Source organism: Sphingobacterium mizutaii (genome assembly GCF_900187125.1).
GTDB classification, from domain to species: domain Bacteria; phylum Bacteroidota; class Bacteroidia; order Sphingobacteriales; family Sphingobacteriaceae; genus Sphingobacterium; species Sphingobacterium mizutaii.
In genome coordinates this window covers 2,748,887-2,764,553 of sequence record NZ_LT906468.1, presented here as the reverse complement: position 1 = coordinate 2,764,553, position 15,667 = coordinate 2,748,887, and the positions used below count along the sequence as shown (strand labels likewise).

General features: G+C 37.9%; 14 protein-coding genes. 5 read left to right on the top strand and 9 right to left on the bottom strand.

The window, feature by feature from the left end; all coding sequences use genetic code 11:
• Positions 1-3,231: a SusC/RagA family TonB-linked outer membrane protein gene (locus tag CKW03_RS11900; protein ID WP_093097201.1), complete on the bottom strand. Its 3,231-nt coding sequence runs from the start codon at positions 3,229-3,231 to the stop codon at positions 1-3.
• Positions 3,232-3,458: 227 nt separating this feature from the next.
• Here CKW03_RS11900 and CKW03_RS11895 point away from each other — a divergent pair, with 227 nt between their 5' ends.
• Positions 3,459-4,001, top strand: a complete 543-nt coding sequence (locus CKW03_RS11895) for a dihydrofolate reductase family protein (RefSeq protein ID WP_093097198.1) — start codon at positions 3,459-3,461, stop codon at positions 3,999-4,001.
• Between the two features lie 10 nt (positions 4,002-4,011).
• Here the strand turns inward: CKW03_RS11895 and CKW03_RS11890 are convergent, their stop codons facing one another.
• Positions 4,012-4,668: a hypothetical protein gene (locus tag CKW03_RS11890; RefSeq protein ID WP_093097194.1), complete on the bottom strand. Its 657-nt coding sequence runs from the start codon at positions 4,666-4,668 to the stop codon at positions 4,012-4,014.
• Positions 4,669-4,880: 212 nt separating this feature from the next.
• Between CKW03_RS11890 and rraA the strand changes: the two genes are divergently transcribed.
• Complete coding sequence (gene rraA / locus CKW03_RS11885) at positions 4,881-5,366, top strand: ribonuclease E activity regulator RraA (protein WP_093097192.1); 486 nt, start codon at positions 4,881-4,883, stop codon at positions 5,364-5,366.
• A gap of 121 nt (positions 5,367-5,487) precedes the next feature.
• Positions 5,488-6,762, top strand: coding sequence for a DEAD/DEAH box helicase (locus CKW03_RS11880; RefSeq protein ID WP_093097189.1), 1,275 nt, complete (start codon positions 5,488-5,490; stop codon positions 6,760-6,762).
• 4 nt (positions 6,763-6,766) lie between these two features.
• Here the strand turns inward: CKW03_RS11880 and CKW03_RS11875 are convergent, their stop codons facing one another.
• Genes CKW03_RS11875 through CKW03_RS11865 form a run of 3 tightly spaced genes read right to left on the bottom strand, consistent with a single transcriptional unit; the run spans position 6,767 to position 9,832 of the window.
• Positions 6,767-8,344, bottom strand: coding sequence for an ATP-dependent DNA ligase (locus CKW03_RS11875; protein ID WP_093097187.1), 1,578 nt, complete (start codon positions 8,342-8,344; stop codon positions 6,767-6,769).
• Positions 8,345-8,346: 2 nt separating this feature from the next.
• Entirely contained in the window at positions 8,347-9,351 is a 1,005-nt protein-coding gene (locus CKW03_RS11870) for a ligase-associated DNA damage response exonuclease (RefSeq protein ID WP_093097185.1), read from the bottom strand.
• Between the two features lie 19 nt (positions 9,352-9,370).
• Entirely contained in the window at positions 9,371-9,832 is a 462-nt protein-coding gene (locus tag CKW03_RS11865; protein WP_093097183.1) for a MaoC family dehydratase, read from the bottom strand.
• Between the two features lie 420 nt (positions 9,833-10,252).
• Here CKW03_RS11865 and CKW03_RS11860 point away from each other — a divergent pair, with 420 nt between their 5' ends.
• A complete protein-coding gene (locus CKW03_RS11860) occupies positions 10,253-10,711 on the top strand; it encodes a hypothetical protein (protein ID WP_093097180.1) in 459 nt (152 codons plus the stop codon).
• Between the two features lie 50 nt (positions 10,712-10,761).
• On the opposite strand, the gene CKW03_RS11855 is transcribed toward CKW03_RS11860, so the two are convergent.
• Both CKW03_RS11855 and CKW03_RS11850 read right to left on the bottom strand, forming a co-directional pair.
• A complete protein-coding gene (locus CKW03_RS11855) occupies positions 10,762-11,160 on the bottom strand; it encodes a hypothetical protein (protein ID WP_093097177.1) in 399 nt (132 codons plus the stop codon).
• 137 nt (positions 11,161-11,297) lie between these two features.
• Positions 11,298-11,504, bottom strand: coding sequence for a PLDc N-terminal domain-containing protein (locus CKW03_RS11850; protein WP_093097174.1), 207 nt, complete (start codon positions 11,502-11,504; stop codon positions 11,298-11,300).
• A gap of 197 nt (positions 11,505-11,701) precedes the next feature.
• Here CKW03_RS11850 and CKW03_RS11845 point away from each other — a divergent pair, with 197 nt between their 5' ends.
• Complete coding sequence (locus CKW03_RS11845) at positions 11,702-13,003, top strand: esterase-like activity of phytase family protein (RefSeq protein WP_093097172.1); 1,302 nt, start codon at positions 11,702-11,704, stop codon at positions 13,001-13,003.
• A 167-nt stretch (positions 13,004-13,170) separates the two neighbouring features.
• Here the strand turns inward: CKW03_RS11845 and CKW03_RS11840 are convergent, their stop codons facing one another.
• Together CKW03_RS11840 and CKW03_RS11835 are read right to left on the bottom strand one after the other, a co-directional pair.
• Entirely contained in the window at positions 13,171-13,608 is a 438-nt protein-coding gene (locus tag CKW03_RS11840; RefSeq protein WP_093097169.1) for a hypothetical protein, read from the bottom strand.
• 841 nt (positions 13,609-14,449) lie between these two features.
• The gene (locus CKW03_RS11835; protein ID WP_093097167.1) at positions 14,450-15,664 is read right to left on the bottom strand and encodes a ComEC/Rec2 family competence protein; all 1,215 of its coding nucleotides are present in this window, start codon (positions 15,662-15,664) and stop codon (positions 14,450-14,452) included.
• Positions 15,665-15,667 lie beyond the last annotated feature (3 nt).

Sequence of the window (15,667 nt, the reverse complement as noted above, 5' to 3'; positions counted from 1 at the left end):
TTATAATCCAATAGATAGGTTAAAACTATAGCTTTTCATAACCGGGTAATTGAAACCATCGCCATGTCCTGTTGAGATATCAGGATCCGAAGGTCTTAAGTTGCCCACATCTAAATCTTTTGTTCTCTTGTAGAATGGAGACCAGGTAAATAGGTTTTCGCCAGACAATCCAATCCTTAAGCTTTGAACCTTAAGTTTTGAGGTGATAGAACTTGGGAAGTTATAACCTATCTGCAGGTTTTTCATTCGCAGGTAAGAGATGTTCTGTAAGAACCTTGTTTGTGGATTGACCTTGATGGATTCATTATATCCTGCATAACGTGGGAAATACCCATTTGGATTATCTTCAGTCCAGTAATTGTCCACATGCCAAGAAGGTAGGTTGTTGTAAGGTCTGTTGTATTGTCCCCAGAAGATAGATTCATTTCCAGGATACCATTGCTGCTTGCCTACACCTTGGAAAAAGGAGGAGATATAAACGTTCTTCCAATCCAAGTTCAGGTTGAAGCTATAGATATAGCGAGGTTCTTTGTTGCCAATGATTCTTTTATCACCATGGTCATTCAAGGTATTGGTTCCATAGTCAATGACACCGCTGCCATCTAAATCTGCAAACCTGACATCACCTGGATAGATCTTACCAGAATTGGAAGATTTAATTAAAGATTGGGTCGCTGCTGCATCAATTTCGGCTTGGTTCTGGAAAAGACCTTGGGTTTCATATCCCCATATTTCTCCTAGGGTCTGGCCGATATAATAATCGGATAAGTTTCCGGTTTCATTGTTGTAGCGATCAATGGTTGACACATAATCAGCCAAAGTTCCTTTCACGGACCAGTTAAATGGACTTCCTGAAGCTTCAAAGCTATCTCTATAGCCAAGGGAAAGTTCAAAACCCTGCGTGGTCATGTCGGCATAGTTTCCTTTAGGGGATGCTGCTCCAAATACATCTGGTAAGGTCATGCCAACGGTATACATGTTCAAGGTTTTACGTTGGTAGAAATCGGCTGTAAAGGTCAGTTTATTGTTGATAGCAGATAGATCCAAACCAATGTTGGCTGTTCTTGCTGTTTCCCAGGTTAGGTTATTTGGGATAACCACAGGAACCCCGGTATATGGGTTTTTTACACCGCCAATCACTCTATTGGAAATGCTGATGGAATATTGGTCCATAAAGGCATAAGGGTCTATATTACCATTACCCAAAGAACCATAAGAAGCTCTTAGTTTTAAATCAGAGATCGCGCTTTTGTCCACTTCGAAGAAAGGTTCTTCGGAGATCCTCCATCCAACGGATGCGGAAGGAAAAAATGCCCATTGTTCATTGATCGGGAATTTAGACGATCCATCATAACGGCCATTAAATTCAAATAGGTATCGATCTTTATAGATGTAATTCGCACGCATAAAGACCCCGATATTCCTGTATTTGTTGTAACCAGCTGTTGCGGTGGTGTTTTGACCTAAAGCCAGGTTGATATTGTCAACATCTTCGGTCAGTAGACCAGTCTTTGTGATGTAATCGGATTCATAAACGCGTTGCTCATAATTATATCCTAACAAGCCTTTGAAATAATGATCTCCAATGGTTTTTTCATACTCTCCGTATAAGTTTCCGAAAAGGTATCTCCATTGTTGGTCCACGAGGTAGATGTTGTTGTTCATGGAAGTTTCCAGTTTCAGCATCTTACCTTCAGCAACACTATAGGGAACCGGTACTCGTACCCGGGTAGAATTAAAGTCCCGGTTTCTGAATGTGAAATCACCCTTAATCCTTAGAGAATTGTCCAAGAATTTGGTCTCGAATGCGGTGGTATTGCGGAGGTCAGCATTTTTTGTTCCAGTACCGTTTTTACCATAAATGAAATCACCGACTGTATATGCTGCCGAGAAACTGAAGGAGCCATCTGGATTGAAGATAGGCGAGGAAGGGTGGCCTTCATCGGCAATATTTCTCCAGATATTTCCACCTTCACCCGCTGTGGAAGGATCCCAATATTTAGCAAAGGAATAGTCGATGTTATTGGTAATCCTTAACCAATCGTTGACTTGCATTCCTGCCTTTGCTCTGGTGTTATAAGTATTGTAATTGTCGGTATTGTAATTGTACATACCGTTGTAGTCATAAGTTCTTCCGGATAGGTAATAATCGAATCTTCCAGAGTTTCCAGAAATGGAAAGGTTATGGTCCTGCACAAAGGTGTTGTCTTTGATCAGGGTGCCATAATAGTCCTCATTGCCATAATAAACATAGTTTCCTTTCTCATCAACTGTTACCTCTTCGGTGATTCCCTGTTCCTTGCGGCGTTTGAACTCCTCAAGCCATTCCATTGTGAAGATCTGTGTTTTGTTCAGTTTACTAGGGATGGATGAATAGTTGTTCCAGGCATTGTAAGCCGTGAAGAAGTGGGAAGCATAGGTATAACCGTCCGTTATAAAATCGGGTCTTGCGATCGGTTTCTGGAAGGAGGCATTTCCCGAATAAGTAATGCTAGTGCGATCAACTTTAGCCCTTTTTGTGGTAATGAGAACCACTCCAAAAGTACCTCGTGAACCGTAGATTGCCGATGATGAGGCATCCTTTAAAACGGAAACCGATTCGATATCATTCGGGTTAAGAGAGGATGGGTCGCCTTCAACTCCATCGATCAGGATTAGGGCACTTCCACCTTGTCCGATAGAAGTGGTACCACGAATGTTAAAGCTGGGGTTACGGGTCGGCTTACCATCGGCAGGGACGATGTTTAAGTTAGGTACCGCACCTTGCAGCATTTGGCTCGCATTTGCCAATACCCTTCCTTCGAAAACCTCAGGACCTACTTGGTCTACGGCTCCGGTTAGGTTGGCTTTCTTTTGCGTTCCATAACCAACCACAATCACTTCTTCCAAATTGGTGTCATCAGGGCTCAAGGTAATCTGCACATTACTGGAAGTAACCGTTACGTTTTGGGCTTCAAAACCTAGGTAGCTGATCCGCAATTGTTGCCCTTGATTGGCTTCAATTTCGAACTCACCATTGTCATTTGTACTAGTGGACTTTTGGGTGGTCAGGTTAGTAATCGTGACGGAGGATAAAGGATTTCCATCCTTATCTTTTACGACACCTCGGATAGTCGATTGTCGCAGTTCTGAACCAATAGCTTTGAAAGGCTCAGCAAGTCTCAAGTCCACATTTGCCCAACTAGGGTAGGATAGGCATAGGGCGAGACTAACAATTAATGTTTTTCTCATAGTGTATTAAAACGGTTTAGTTATTTGGTCAAAATTGTAGTTTTAAGATTGATTCAATGTTAAGCTAATATTATATTAACTTAAAAATCTTAAATAAGTTTGAAAAATACTGGATAGATAGGAGTTATGTTAAAAGATATTTTAAGATTAATAAAGAAAAAAAAGGAAAGTTTTAGCAAACGATTCTTGAAATATCCTTGTATTTTTAAATCATAACCCTTGATGACATGAGAAAATTATCCCTTTTTATAGCATGCAGTTTAGACGGCTTTATTGCTAAACATAATGATGATCTCAGCTTTTTGGAAATAGTTGAAAAACAAGGCGAAGATTATGGATATGCTGATTTTACCGCAGATATCGATACTATTATTATTGGCAGAAAGACCTTTGATTTTGTGGAAAGGACCTTAGGTGCTGAACATTATGATCAAGCAGGTCGTCAAGTTTATGTGGTTACAAGTTCTGAAAGACCTGCAAAGGGGAATATCATTTTTTACAATGGAAATGTAGTAGCATTAGTAAAGGATTTGAAAGTAGAGGAAGGGAAAGGTATTTATTGTGATGGAGGTGCAGAGCTGATCAATGAACTTCTAAAAAATGAACTGATTGATGAACTGATCATTTCAGTAATTCCAATTTTATTGGGCGAGGGTATCAGGCTATTTAAAGAGCATCAGACGGAGCAAATCTTGGAATTGCAATCTGCAAAATCATTCGAAACTGGATTGGTACAGCTATATTATCGACGAAAGCAAAGTCCAAAATAGCATCGGGAAATCAATAGAATTCTATCAGTTTTTCATTGAATATGTCATACTCATAAAGTTTCCTGTTTTCATTATCTATATACAGCCATTGAATAACGCTTTGCTTATTTTCATGGTTAGTTTCTAGGCTAATGACCATATAGGGTCTGTTTTTAAAGGTTATTTCATCGACTTGATAAATCATCTTGGCTTGACCCTTTTCCTTTAGGATTTCCTTGATAAGGGGTTGGGTGCTGTAAGCGATATAGTATTCTAAGTAAGCAGTTAAATAGGCTAGATAGGAATCCGTTAATTTGAGTTCAGAAGACTTGTCATATTGTAATAGGTTCGGATGATTCTTTCGGAGAGTATGTACCTTTCCATCCTTTAATTTTGAATAGTCCAAAAGGACTTGATTGATATCCATTAAATCATTATCTATATTTCTTAATTTCTCCTTTTTCCATACCACTTCAACGATATCTCCGCGAAGTAAATCTTTGCTAGGCTCATTTTTGGCTTTGAATACCATTGGCCAAGATTTATTCCCTTCTTGCACATAGAATAGAACTATGTCGCCGTCATCATTATATTCTTTAAAGATCAGTGTATCCTTAACCTGTGCATAAATAGCATTTATTTGGATAAATATTAGTGCGCAGAAGAATAGTAAATGTCTAACTATCATGATTTATCAATTTGGAATTGAAGGGATGAATTTTAAAGCATTCAGAATTTACGAATAAAGCTTTAGAAATTTAGCGTTTTAATCGATTATTAACTGAAAGTAAAAATAATGAAACCTATGAATATTGTTTTGAGTACAGGTACACATTTGCTTTTCGGAAAGCTATATTTGCGGCAGATTTATAAAAATAGCTGTATTAAATAATAGAAAACATGAAGATCATTTTAACTGCCGATTTATGTGATGCGTATATGCCAAACCTACAGGTTGTAAAGCCGATAGGGTTCAAGAATTATGGGAAGAAGAAGAGCTTTTATGGGCAGATTGCAACTGTAAAGGTCTATGAAGCCAATGAATTGATCCGTGCGATACTGGAGGAAGATGGAACAGGAAAGGTTTTGGTTGTTGATGGTGCTGGCTCTGATCGCAGAGCGTTGGTAGGTGGTAATATCGCTGCTTTGGCTCAAGCGAACGGCTGGTCTGGAGTGATCATCAATGGAGCTATCCGTGATGTATTGGAAATTGCTGAAGTAGATATGGCTGTTCTGGCACTGTACAGCAATCCACACCGTAGCGCCAAAGAGGTGCAAGGCGAAAGAGATCTTACCCTTCATTTTGCCGATACAGACTTTATCCCTGGGCATTTTATCTATGCTGATGAAGATGGAATTGTTGTTTCAGAAAAGGATCTTTCTTAGTCACTCTAGATCAAAAAGAACCATAGATATACATTCTTGGCTGTAAAAGATGCGCTAATACGCATAGACTGTATTAATTTAACTAACTTTGTAGCTTTACATTCATTTTAAATATTCAGCAGTGTCTTTAGATAAATTAAAACTTAGCAAGCGTCTCCATGCATCGATGACCGAATTGGGTTATTTTACAGCCAAGGAATTCCAGTTAAATGCTCTTTCTCGTATAGTTGGTGGCCATAGTATCCTTGGGATTGCTCCTGAAGGTGCCGGAAAAACCACGACTTACGTCTTGGGGGTATTGATGCGCTTGAAATATACGGATGATGAAGCTCCCAAAGTTTTAGTCTTAGCACCTAATGAAGAAAGAATCAATGAAATCGTAGAGCGCTTTTACACCGTAAGCCGCAATAAGAACCTGCATATCATGGGACTGAAGACCAGCGGTGGGATGGAAGAGGAGATTGAGGACCTGGTACGCGGGGTAGATATCGTGGTGGCGACACCAGCTCGTGCACGTGCTGTCTATCTGAAATTGGGTCTGAACCTGAACAGAATTGAAACCTTTGTTATCGATGATGCTGAAGAAATTGTAAAACAAGGTTTTCAAACCAATGTTCGGGAATTGGCGCAAAGTTGTGGAAAGGTGCAATACTTATGTTTCAGTACTGTAGAACATGATAAGCTGCACCTGATGATCGATGACTTTATGCCTTTTGCTACCTTGGTTGAAGTGGATGAACTGGGAGAAAACAGTCATGAGACCCATGATTTGATGCTCTATCAGGTTCCTAACTTCAGTACCAAGATCAACCTGCTGAATGATCTTATGTCTGACGATGAAGTCTTCGATAAGGTCGTTGTCTTTGTCAATACTAAACATACGGCACATAATCTGTTGGATAGGCTTCATGCCAAAAAAGGCGTGGCTGCTATCTATAAGCCTATGTTCCATGATGATTATGGATTTGATGATATCAATATCTTTAAGCAAAAGCCGGAATGCCGAATCTTGATTGTTGCCAATGAAGGTCTGGAGGATATAGACTTATCCTTGGTGCCTTTTATCTTCCATTTTGAAATCCCAGAGAACAGAGAGGAATTTATCAAGCATGTCCTGAAAACGGGAGATGATGAAAGTATTGCCATAAGCTTTGCAACTGATATTGAACTTCCTGATGTTAAAAAGATCGAACAGAGCCTTGGTAAAAAGATACCTGTTATGCCGCTTCCAGAGGACCTAGCGATTTATAAACCTTCGGAGACTGCCAAAGAAAAAGCTGTTGAAGATGAGAGTAGAGGTGGGGCCTTCCATAAGAAAAAGGAAAGCAATAGCAAGACCTATAACTATGGAAGTGGTGAGAAGGCGCGGATGACCAGAAAGAATAAAAAAAGGTAGTTGCTTAGATCAGCTTTTTGATTTCTTCGATATCATCTATTTCTGATGCTAGTTTGTCTTTTCGCCAACGAACTATTCTGGGGAATCTGAGTGCGACTCCCGATTTGTGCCTGTTGCTTGCTGCAATCCCTTCGAAAGCGATTTCGAATACCAATTCAGGTTTTACGGTACGGACAGGGCCAAACTTCTCTAAAGAGTTTTCACGGACGAATTTGCTGACCTCAGCAATTTCTGTATTACTGAGACCTGAATAGGCCTTGGCAATGGTTACCAGTTTATCGCCATCTTTTACTGCAAAGGTATAGTCTGTATAGTGCCCGCTTCGGCGACCACTACCACGTTGCGCATAAATCAGTACAGCGTCTATGCTCATCGGATCCACTTTCCATTTCCACCAAAAACCTTTCTTTCTGCCGACTTGATAGGCGGAATCTTTAGCTTTCAACATCAGACCTTCTGCGTTTTTATCCCCTGAGGCTTCCCGAATCCTATTAAGCGAATTCCAATCGCTGAAATCCAATAGCTCCGATAATAAGTAATTTTCTGAATTCAATTTATCCAGCAGGTCTTCTAAGATTTTCCTTCTTTCCTCCAAGGGTATGTTTCGAAGATCTTGCCGGTTCAGTTCCAAGATGTCAAAAGCAATAAATTTTATTGGAACCTCCTGCATCATTTTCTTGGAGATATTCTTCCGATTCAAACGCCTCTGCAGTTGGTTGAAACTCATTACCCCATTTTCATTGTAAGGCACAATCTCTCCATCGATCACAAAATCAATATCCTGATCCTTCAGTTCTTCCAATAATTCTGGGAATTGCTCATTGACAAGCTCTTCTCCACGCGACCAAATAAAGATTTCCCCATCCCTTCGGATAACCTGTCCGCGGATTCCATCCCATTTAAATTCCACTTGCCAATCCTGCTCCTTACCAAGACTTTCTAGATCTTGAACTAAAGGATTTGCAAGGCTAAAGGGATAGGGAACAGAAAGGTTGATGTTGATATGTTCACCCTTGATAAATTTTTCAAAAGAGAGCAATTCAGGGTCCCAATCCGACATAAGGCTATGGGCTACCAAATTCGCGTCGAGTTCATAGAACTTAGCAAAGGCATTGATCAAGGTTTTAGAAGATACACCGATCCTAAAACTACTGCCCATGAGTTTGTTGAAGACAAAGCGTTCGGTCTGTCCTAAGCTTTCCCATGACGTCAGGATATACCCCTTGATTTCATCCTCAGGCATTCCTTGCAGGGACATGATTTCCTGCATCCATTGGTCCAAGCTTTTGTCGATGGTATGTTTTGCAGGTGTGATGATCAAGGCGATGGTTTCCGCAAGGTCACCAACTGCGGAATAGGACTCTTGAAATAACCATTCTGGAATCCCACTGTATTCAATGGCCAATTGGCGCATGGTAGTGGTCTTCACTGAACGGCGAGGTCTTTTACCGGTAAATAGACGGATAAACCAATACTTGTCCAACTCTGTAGAATCCGCGAGGAACTGTTCAATTGCAAGGATCTTGCTATTGGTCTTATTGCTGCTGTCCAGCGCATTTATCAATCTTGCCAGTACCTTCATCCTTATTCCTTGATTAGCGGTTCATCAGTTTCATCTTCAGCTCCGAAGGCGGTAGTTATTTCCTCAGCTTCTATGCCTATTTCATTTAAATACCTTGTAAATTCAGCTTTAAAGCCATGCGTCACATATACCTTTTCGGCTCCTGTTTCCTTCACTGCGGTCAATAATCCTGGCCAATCAGCATGGTCGCTAATGGCAAAACCTGCATCTGCACTGCGCCATCGTCGGGCACCGCGCACCTGCATCCAACCGGAGCAGATCGCTGTCTGTGCATTGGGTATATTCTTCAATAAATTGGAACCAAATAGGGAAGGCGGGACGATAATGATTTCCCCTTTCATATCCTTGGGGCGATCATTGAAATCAATGGTTTTATAAGAGGGTAGGGAAATACCACTTTCCGTAAATGCTTCATTGATCCTGGAAATAGCATAATGCACATAAAGGTCTTCATAGACTTCCAAAGCCTTCATGATGCGCTGTGCCTTTCCTAAGGCATAGCCTATGAGTATTGAATTATTACCGTTCTTTTTATTGTTTACCACCCAATCCACTAGGTTTTGGTTGATCTGCTCAACAGGGAGCCAATTGTAAATGGGTAAGCCAAAGGTGCTTTCAGAAATGAATTCATGGCAGCGAACCGGTTCAAAAGGAGTGGAGAGCCCATCATCCTGGATTTTGTAGTCACCAGAAACAACCGTTACTTTCCCTTGAAATTCCAATCGGACCTGTGCAGAACCAATTAAATGCCCTGCAGGGTGCAGGGATACCTTTACAGAATTGATATGGAGAGCTTGGTTATAAGCTAAAGTTTCAACTTTAATATCTTGACCTAGACGCAGTTTCAGGATCGGTGCTGTCAGTTCATGGCAGAGATACTGCTTCATGCCTACCCTTGCATGGTCGGCATGGGCATGCGTAATGATGGCATAATCCACTGGCAACCAAGGATCAATATAAAAGTTTCCCTGAGGACAGTATATCCCTTCTCTCCTAAATTCCAGCATAGGCGTTAGGCTTTTGTTCCTAATCTTTAAAACTATAAAGGAAGATTACATCACCTACATAAACAGGCTTATCAGATTCCTCACTAATAAGTTTAGCTTGAATGGTCGCCTTGACCGTACCACGTAGGTTATTGATAGATTTTACCAAAGCATGCAATTGAACCCGGGTATTGACCTTTACTGCCTGTCCGAATTTAAGGTTCTCAATACCGTAGTTGATTTCCATCTTCACATTCCTAACATCGGCGATCTGCTTCCATAAATGGGGGATAAGGGATAGGGTCAAGTAGCCATGGGCAATAGTGGTTCCAAATGGGCCTTCATTCTTCGATTTTTCCTCATCCACATGGATCCATTGATGGTCCAATGTAGCATCCGCGAATAGATTGATCTGTTTCTGGTCGATTAAATGCCATTCAGAAAGACCTAATTCTTTCCCTTCATAAGTTTTGTACTCTTCGTAATTATTGATGATTACCATAGGTATTATTAGTATATAAAAATAAGCTAGTGATTTTTTTTGATTAATTAAAGGTTATTAATCCAAATTAATCCCAATTAGCTCAGTCTGTAGGGTTTAATTACCCTAATTTCTAACAATTGATAGCTCCATATGTTTGCATAGGAGCCTAGGTTTCCCTAAATGGGATGTGAATTGAATAGGGGGTTATTTGAAAAGCGGATATCTTTTATCAGTGTGTAATATAATAGAAAAACTCACCTACAGCTTCTCCTAACTTATAGATCATCAAAACAGCAATCAATGCTGCAAATCCAAGTATGATTTTTTTATTTATCATAATCCGTTTTTATAATTGGTTATCTTAATTCGGTATTCGTTACAAAATTTACTTAATTTAAGTAAAATTCTTTTTTCAAGCATTAATTTATTTCTGATTCCATGCAATTATACAATTCCAAAATAGAGTTGGACAGCTTAGAACCATCTGAATTACAGATATATCAAGATTTAGATATGGAACCTTATGGCATTGACATAGCCACAAAAGTCTGTAAAAAGCTAATGCAAAATCCTGGCGAGGATAATGGACTTTATTTTTCCCATCGCGATTATTGCGGATTGGGATTGTATTATATCAACCTACAATTTATCCTAGGCGTGGTCAATGATGGGTATGGACCAGCCCCCTTGCTTGCAAGCTGTGATTCTGAAACTGATTTTGTAGATTGGCTGAGTCAAGAATCTGATCAAACCATGTCACTATATGGAAGTCACTTCAATAACCAAACCATTACAAAGTCCCGTTTGGAATGGTATCTCGAAGATAATTATTCGCCTACCTGGAATATGTACTGTTTGTATATGAATGATAGGCGAGGGCAAGAAAGATCATCCTAATATTTTGAATTTTGAATAAAGCCTAATCCAAAAAATAGGCTTTATTGATATTAGTTGATTTTTTTACCGGTAAATAGGATCTGCTTAGTAGCCTTACTACCCAAGGTAGATACCGATAATGAGTTTTCGTCTTTGATATAAACGAACACTCCCTTTGGATCATCGTCATCATTGCTCATAGTGCCGTTCTGCTCATAGACATCAAAAGTTTCCGAAACACTTCCCGAAGCTGGATTTGTTGTGAATTTTAACTGGCCTTCACCCACTTGGGTAACCGTTACGATGCTATTGTCATAACTTGTGAACTTGCCGGTAGAGAGATGAATGCTCAAATCCCCCTGATAACTACCCACGGCATCAATCGGCTTCAAATTACTGTCTTTGCTACAAGACGTAGTTCCAATAAGACCCAATGCAATAAATAGCATAAAGTGTAATTGCTTTTTCATATTAAGTAGATTGTGTGATTTCTTGACGAGAAACAATTTCCTTGCCAAAGATAAAAAAGCTAGGTAATCGGTAAGCGGTTAAATAGGGATGTATTATAAAAAATAAAGAAAATCAAAAAGTTTAATTCTAATGCAGGCTAAGCTGCTTTTTTGGAGTTATTCAAGGCTAAGTAGATAATTGAACCAATCACATTAAAAACCAATACAACCAATATCCAGATCACTCTTTGGCCACTGGATAGGTCTCGGTTCGTGACGATATGGTAGATGGAAAAGACTGTAATAAATAACATTAATATCCAAATCGCACTAGCTAATAAACTGCCTAAGAAAAGTAAGTTCATAATGATTGATAATTATGGTGATTGATGTTGTTATCATGAATTTAGGAAGAATAGTCGGGGAATCAAAATAGGGAAGGGAACCATTAAGGGTTATTTATTGGAGTGAATGTTTCCAACAATGATAATAATTTCACCATTGCGTAACATTTGTTTCATATTCAACATCTTTATTTGTGCCAATTTATTAAGCTATATTAATGAAAAAACAAATCCACACACTAGCGACTGCTTTAACCATAATTGCAGCACTAACTTCTTGCGAAAAAGATCAAGATCACAACAAGTCCAAAGTTGTAAACTATCCTGCTATGGCGGAGGTTGAGACTCCCAATGTATTAATGACGACCAAAGAGAGTGTAAAAGTCTACAATGGGGGTTTTGGTTCAGCCGTAGTCGCAGACCCAAATGATCCTGAAGTATTCTATATGATGACAGACCGAGGAGCCAATGTAGCTGGACAGGCTAAGAACGCTATCATCATTGGAAAAGCAGACTTCGCTCCACAGATTGGAAAATTCAGATTGAAGGAAGGAAAATTAGTCCTGGAGCAAGTAATCGAATTGAAGAATGAAAAAGGTGCCAAGTTAAATGGTTTACCGAATCCTAAGGGAATGGGCTCAACTGGCGAAATCCCTTATGATCTGAATGGACAGCAATTGGCTGCATCTGCAGATGGTATCGACTCTGAAGGATTGGTAATCGCGGCTGATGGGACCTTCTGGATCTCGGATGAATATGGTCCACATATCGTGCATACTGATATGAACGGAAAAACCATTGAACGTATCAACCCTTTTGGTACTGGCTTCGGCGGACGTAAAATTCCTGCTGTCTTTGCGAATCGCAGAGCTAATAGAGGGATGGAAGGCTTGACGATTACCCCTGATGGCAAGACCTTGGTCGGTATTATGCAATCCCCGATGTACAATCCCAGTTCGGCTGCCGTATCTGGTTCTGTAATCATTCGTATCCTGACCTTTAACATCGCAACCGGAGCTACGAAACAATACGCTTACCTAATGGACAATCCCTCACTTACCGGTGTAAGCGAAATATTGGCCTTGAGTAATACGACCTTTCTAACCTTGGAAAGAGATGGTCTCTATGGTGCTGATCCTGCAAAACCTGCGCAATTCAAAAAGATATTCAAAATCGATATAAGCAAAGCGACTGATATCTCGGATGCTTCAAATGCTGCTTCTGGAAAATTGTATAAAGGAAAAACTGTTGAAGAATTAAAGGACCAAGCTGGACTAGCTTCTGCTGGTATTACGCCAGTAACAAAAACGCTAGCCATTGATTTATTAAAGGATCTACCTGAGGTCTATCCACACGATAAGGCGGAAGGTCTTACCATGTTAAAAGGAAATATTCTGGTGGTTTCTAATGATGATGATTTTGGAGTAGTCGATAATGGAAATAGTGGCTTTGCCCAGAAAGTCCTTCCAAGTACCAAAAGCGTGGATAGGAATAGATTGTATTTCATTAAAATGAAATAAGAAGGAGTACAGGATTAATATAAATAAATGAGGCCGTATCAAAATATGAATTGATACGACCTTTTTATTTTGTTTGATTTAGGGAACTGAATTTGTTAGTATATTATTCCTAATAATTGTCATTACCCTGAACCCAAATTCAAGAATGCTTTGCATTAAATATGGATTTAAGGTACAGTATCAAGGGCAGTAAATTTTAAATGATCATCAGACCTAAGCCAAATACCAAAATCAACACCTTCATGACCAGGAGCAATTTCATCTTTAGCAATTATCCTGTAGTATACTATATAAGAAAGATAAGGTTCACTTTGCCTGACTATAGACTTAGGAGCTGTCTTTAATTTAGAAATTAATGCTGGAGTAATTATTTCCTGAATCCTATCCGTAAAGAAGGTTTTAGAATCTATGTATTTTTCTATTCCAGTTTCATTACATAGAATGCATCTAATTGAATCGGTACTATTAATGATTAAGGAGTCAATATTCTTGCTTTCAATCAACTTAATTATGTAATCTGCTTTCTTGTAGATTGAGCTTGTATCTATCTGACCATAAGATTTTGAACAGAGTAAAAAAAGAAAAATTACAGCTAGAGTCTTCATGATCGCATTTTGAGTATCGGATTGGTTTGTTCATCAATAATAATTACAAGCTATCGATCAATGAATCTTTTATACAAAGCCTCTCAAAATGATTAGGTTTATTTTGTGATAAGCGAAATAAACTCACCTACGATAAAACCGAATCTATAAATAGCAAAAGCTGATAATATCACCAAAATTGCTAGAACTAAGTTTCTGTTCTCAATTAATATTTCAATTGTTCTATTCATAGCCTTAAGTTATTAAGAAATATTGAATATTTGAATGTGTTTTTGCGCTTTATTTAAAGCTGTGTTTTTTTTGGATTGGTATATCTTACTAATATCAGATGGTTATTAAGATAAATTTTTAATGCTGACATGGATATTTCATAATCGAAAAAATTGCTAACAAAAGTAATATCATAATTTTTTAGAATATTTAAGAGGCAATAAATTGTGACTAAATTGATGGGGTTATTTAGGAGGGAATAGGAGGTATGTGGTTTTATTTTCCTCTAATAAAATTTCGATACAAAAAGTACTTTACTTTGATTATCAATGTTTTATTTTAAAGTAAATACAAATAAAATTCAAATTTGTGATATTTTATTATCTGAGATGTCTTCTTAGATATTTTAATTTAATCGTCTTATAAGTTAAACTTTTCAAACCAAATCTTACGGCTTCTATGTACTTTACGTGATCAAGCAATTATTGAACAATAATTTTAGCATAGAACGGAGAAACATACTTCACATCGACTACTTAATATTACAATTCTCAATATTTATGAAAAAATAATATTTCTTAATTACATTGCAATTAAGTAGCTAGATATCTTTATTTTTTTAACGACATTATCATAAATTTATAGTAATATCTTTGTTCTTTATATTTGTTTGTTGAACATTAAAACCAACCTTTTTCAGCTCTTCTATATATTTATTTATAGGATGTCCATATGAATTTCTTCCTACAGAGATAACAGCAACATCTAATCTAGCTGCAACAAGTTTATTATAAATAAATTTTCCTGCCTTCCCCCCATGATGTGGAACAACTAAAATATGTGAATTTGAAGTCTTTAGATTGACCAAAATATCGGAAGATAATTGATAATAGTGTGCATCTCCAGAAAGAATTACACTTTTATTTTTAGATTGTACCAGCATTAATAATCCTGACATATTTCTATTTTTATGTTTCTGGGCATTAAACAAAACGACGGAATCTGTAAGTTTATTCATATTCGTCAGACGAACCAATCCACGCCTTGCAGACCGATCTTCTGCGGCTATTGCAATTACATTAGTAGATCCAATTGCAGAGTTTATTTTATTAAAAAGATTTATACAAGTATTGTTTGGAAGAAAATCGCGACATACAAAATGAGAAAATGATTTTTTAATTTCTGACTCACTCATCCCTATCAAGCAATGATAATGGTCCTTATCCCAATGTGATAGAAATAAGACAGGTTTTGATTCTTGATAAACTAATAATCTATTTTCTAATAATTTAATTACATCTTCTTTCAAAAAATGCATTGATGCTCCACAATCATACACTATTACCACGTTAAAATCTGATTTAATCTCATTCCAATTTCCTTGACCTACATTCCGTACAGTTACACTTATATCTCCTTTAAGTTGAAAAAAACTATCTAAGAACTTATTATCATTTGTGTAATAATTTCTAGAAAAATCTCCGAGAGAAATAGGTAAACTAAATATTTCCTCTTCTATATCCTCCGAATTTATATTATAAGTGAATAAAAAAGATTTATCATTCCTTCTTTCAGAAGAAAAACTCTCTTTCCATTTCTTAATGACACTAGGTTTCACGGAATATATTGTGTTCTCTTGAACTTTGCGCTTTTTATAATTAACAAGACAAAACATAGTTGAAGACTTTTCGTCAATAGGCATAGGGAGTTCTATAGTTCTAAAGAAGGTTTCATACTCATTAGAATCAAAAAAGTCAACTACTATTGTGTTATCATACTTATTATATTCTTCTATATAAAGTAAGATGTGGTCTGGATGACGACTTTTATACAAACAATAATCCATATA

What these genes read in the sequence shown, in the direction of transcription:
- CKW03_RS11845 (WP_093097172.1), top strand. Translation starts at nt 11,702, where the DNA reads ATGAAAAAACAAATCCACACACTAGCGACTGCTTTAACCATAATTGCA.
- CKW03_RS11890 (WP_093097194.1), bottom strand. Translation starts at nt 4,668, where the DNA reads ATGATAGTTAGACATTTACTATTCTTCTGCGCACTAATATTTATCCAA.
- CKW03_RS11875 (WP_093097187.1), bottom strand. Translation starts at nt 8,344, where the DNA reads ATGAAGGTACTGGCAAGATTGATAAATGCGCTGGACAGCAGCAATAAG.
- CKW03_RS11865 (WP_093097183.1), bottom strand. Translation starts at nt 9,832, where the DNA reads ATGGTAATCATCAATAATTACGAAGAGTACAAAACTTATGAAGGGAAA.
- CKW03_RS11895 (WP_093097198.1), top strand. Translation starts at nt 3,459, where the DNA reads ATGAGAAAATTATCCCTTTTTATAGCATGCAGTTTAGACGGCTTTATT.
- rraA (WP_093097192.1), top strand. Translation starts at nt 4,881, where the DNA reads ATGAAGATCATTTTAACTGCCGATTTATGTGATGCGTATATGCCAAAC.
- CKW03_RS11870 (WP_093097185.1), bottom strand. Translation starts at nt 9,351, where the DNA reads ATGCTGGAATTTAGGAGAGAAGGGATATACTGTCCTCAGGGAAACTTT.
- CKW03_RS11840 (WP_093097169.1), bottom strand. Translation starts at nt 13,608, where the DNA reads ATGAAGACTCTAGCTGTAATTTTTCTTTTTTTACTCTGTTCAAAATCT.
- CKW03_RS11860 (WP_093097180.1), top strand. Translation starts at nt 10,253, where the DNA reads ATGCAATTATACAATTCCAAAATAGAGTTGGACAGCTTAGAACCATCT.
- CKW03_RS11900 (WP_093097201.1), bottom strand. Translation starts at nt 3,231, where the DNA reads ATGAGAAAAACATTAATTGTTAGTCTCGCCCTATGCCTATCCTACCCT.
- CKW03_RS11850 (WP_093097174.1), bottom strand. Translation starts at nt 11,504, where the DNA reads ATGAACTTACTTTTCTTAGGCAGTTTATTAGCTAGTGCGATTTGGATA.
- CKW03_RS11855 (WP_093097177.1), bottom strand. Translation starts at nt 11,160, where the DNA reads ATGAAAAAGCAATTACACTTTATGCTATTTATTGCATTGGGTCTTATT.
- CKW03_RS11835 (WP_093097167.1), bottom strand. Translation starts at nt 15,664, where the DNA reads ATGGATTATTGTTTGTATAAAAGTCGTCATCCAGACCACATCTTACTT.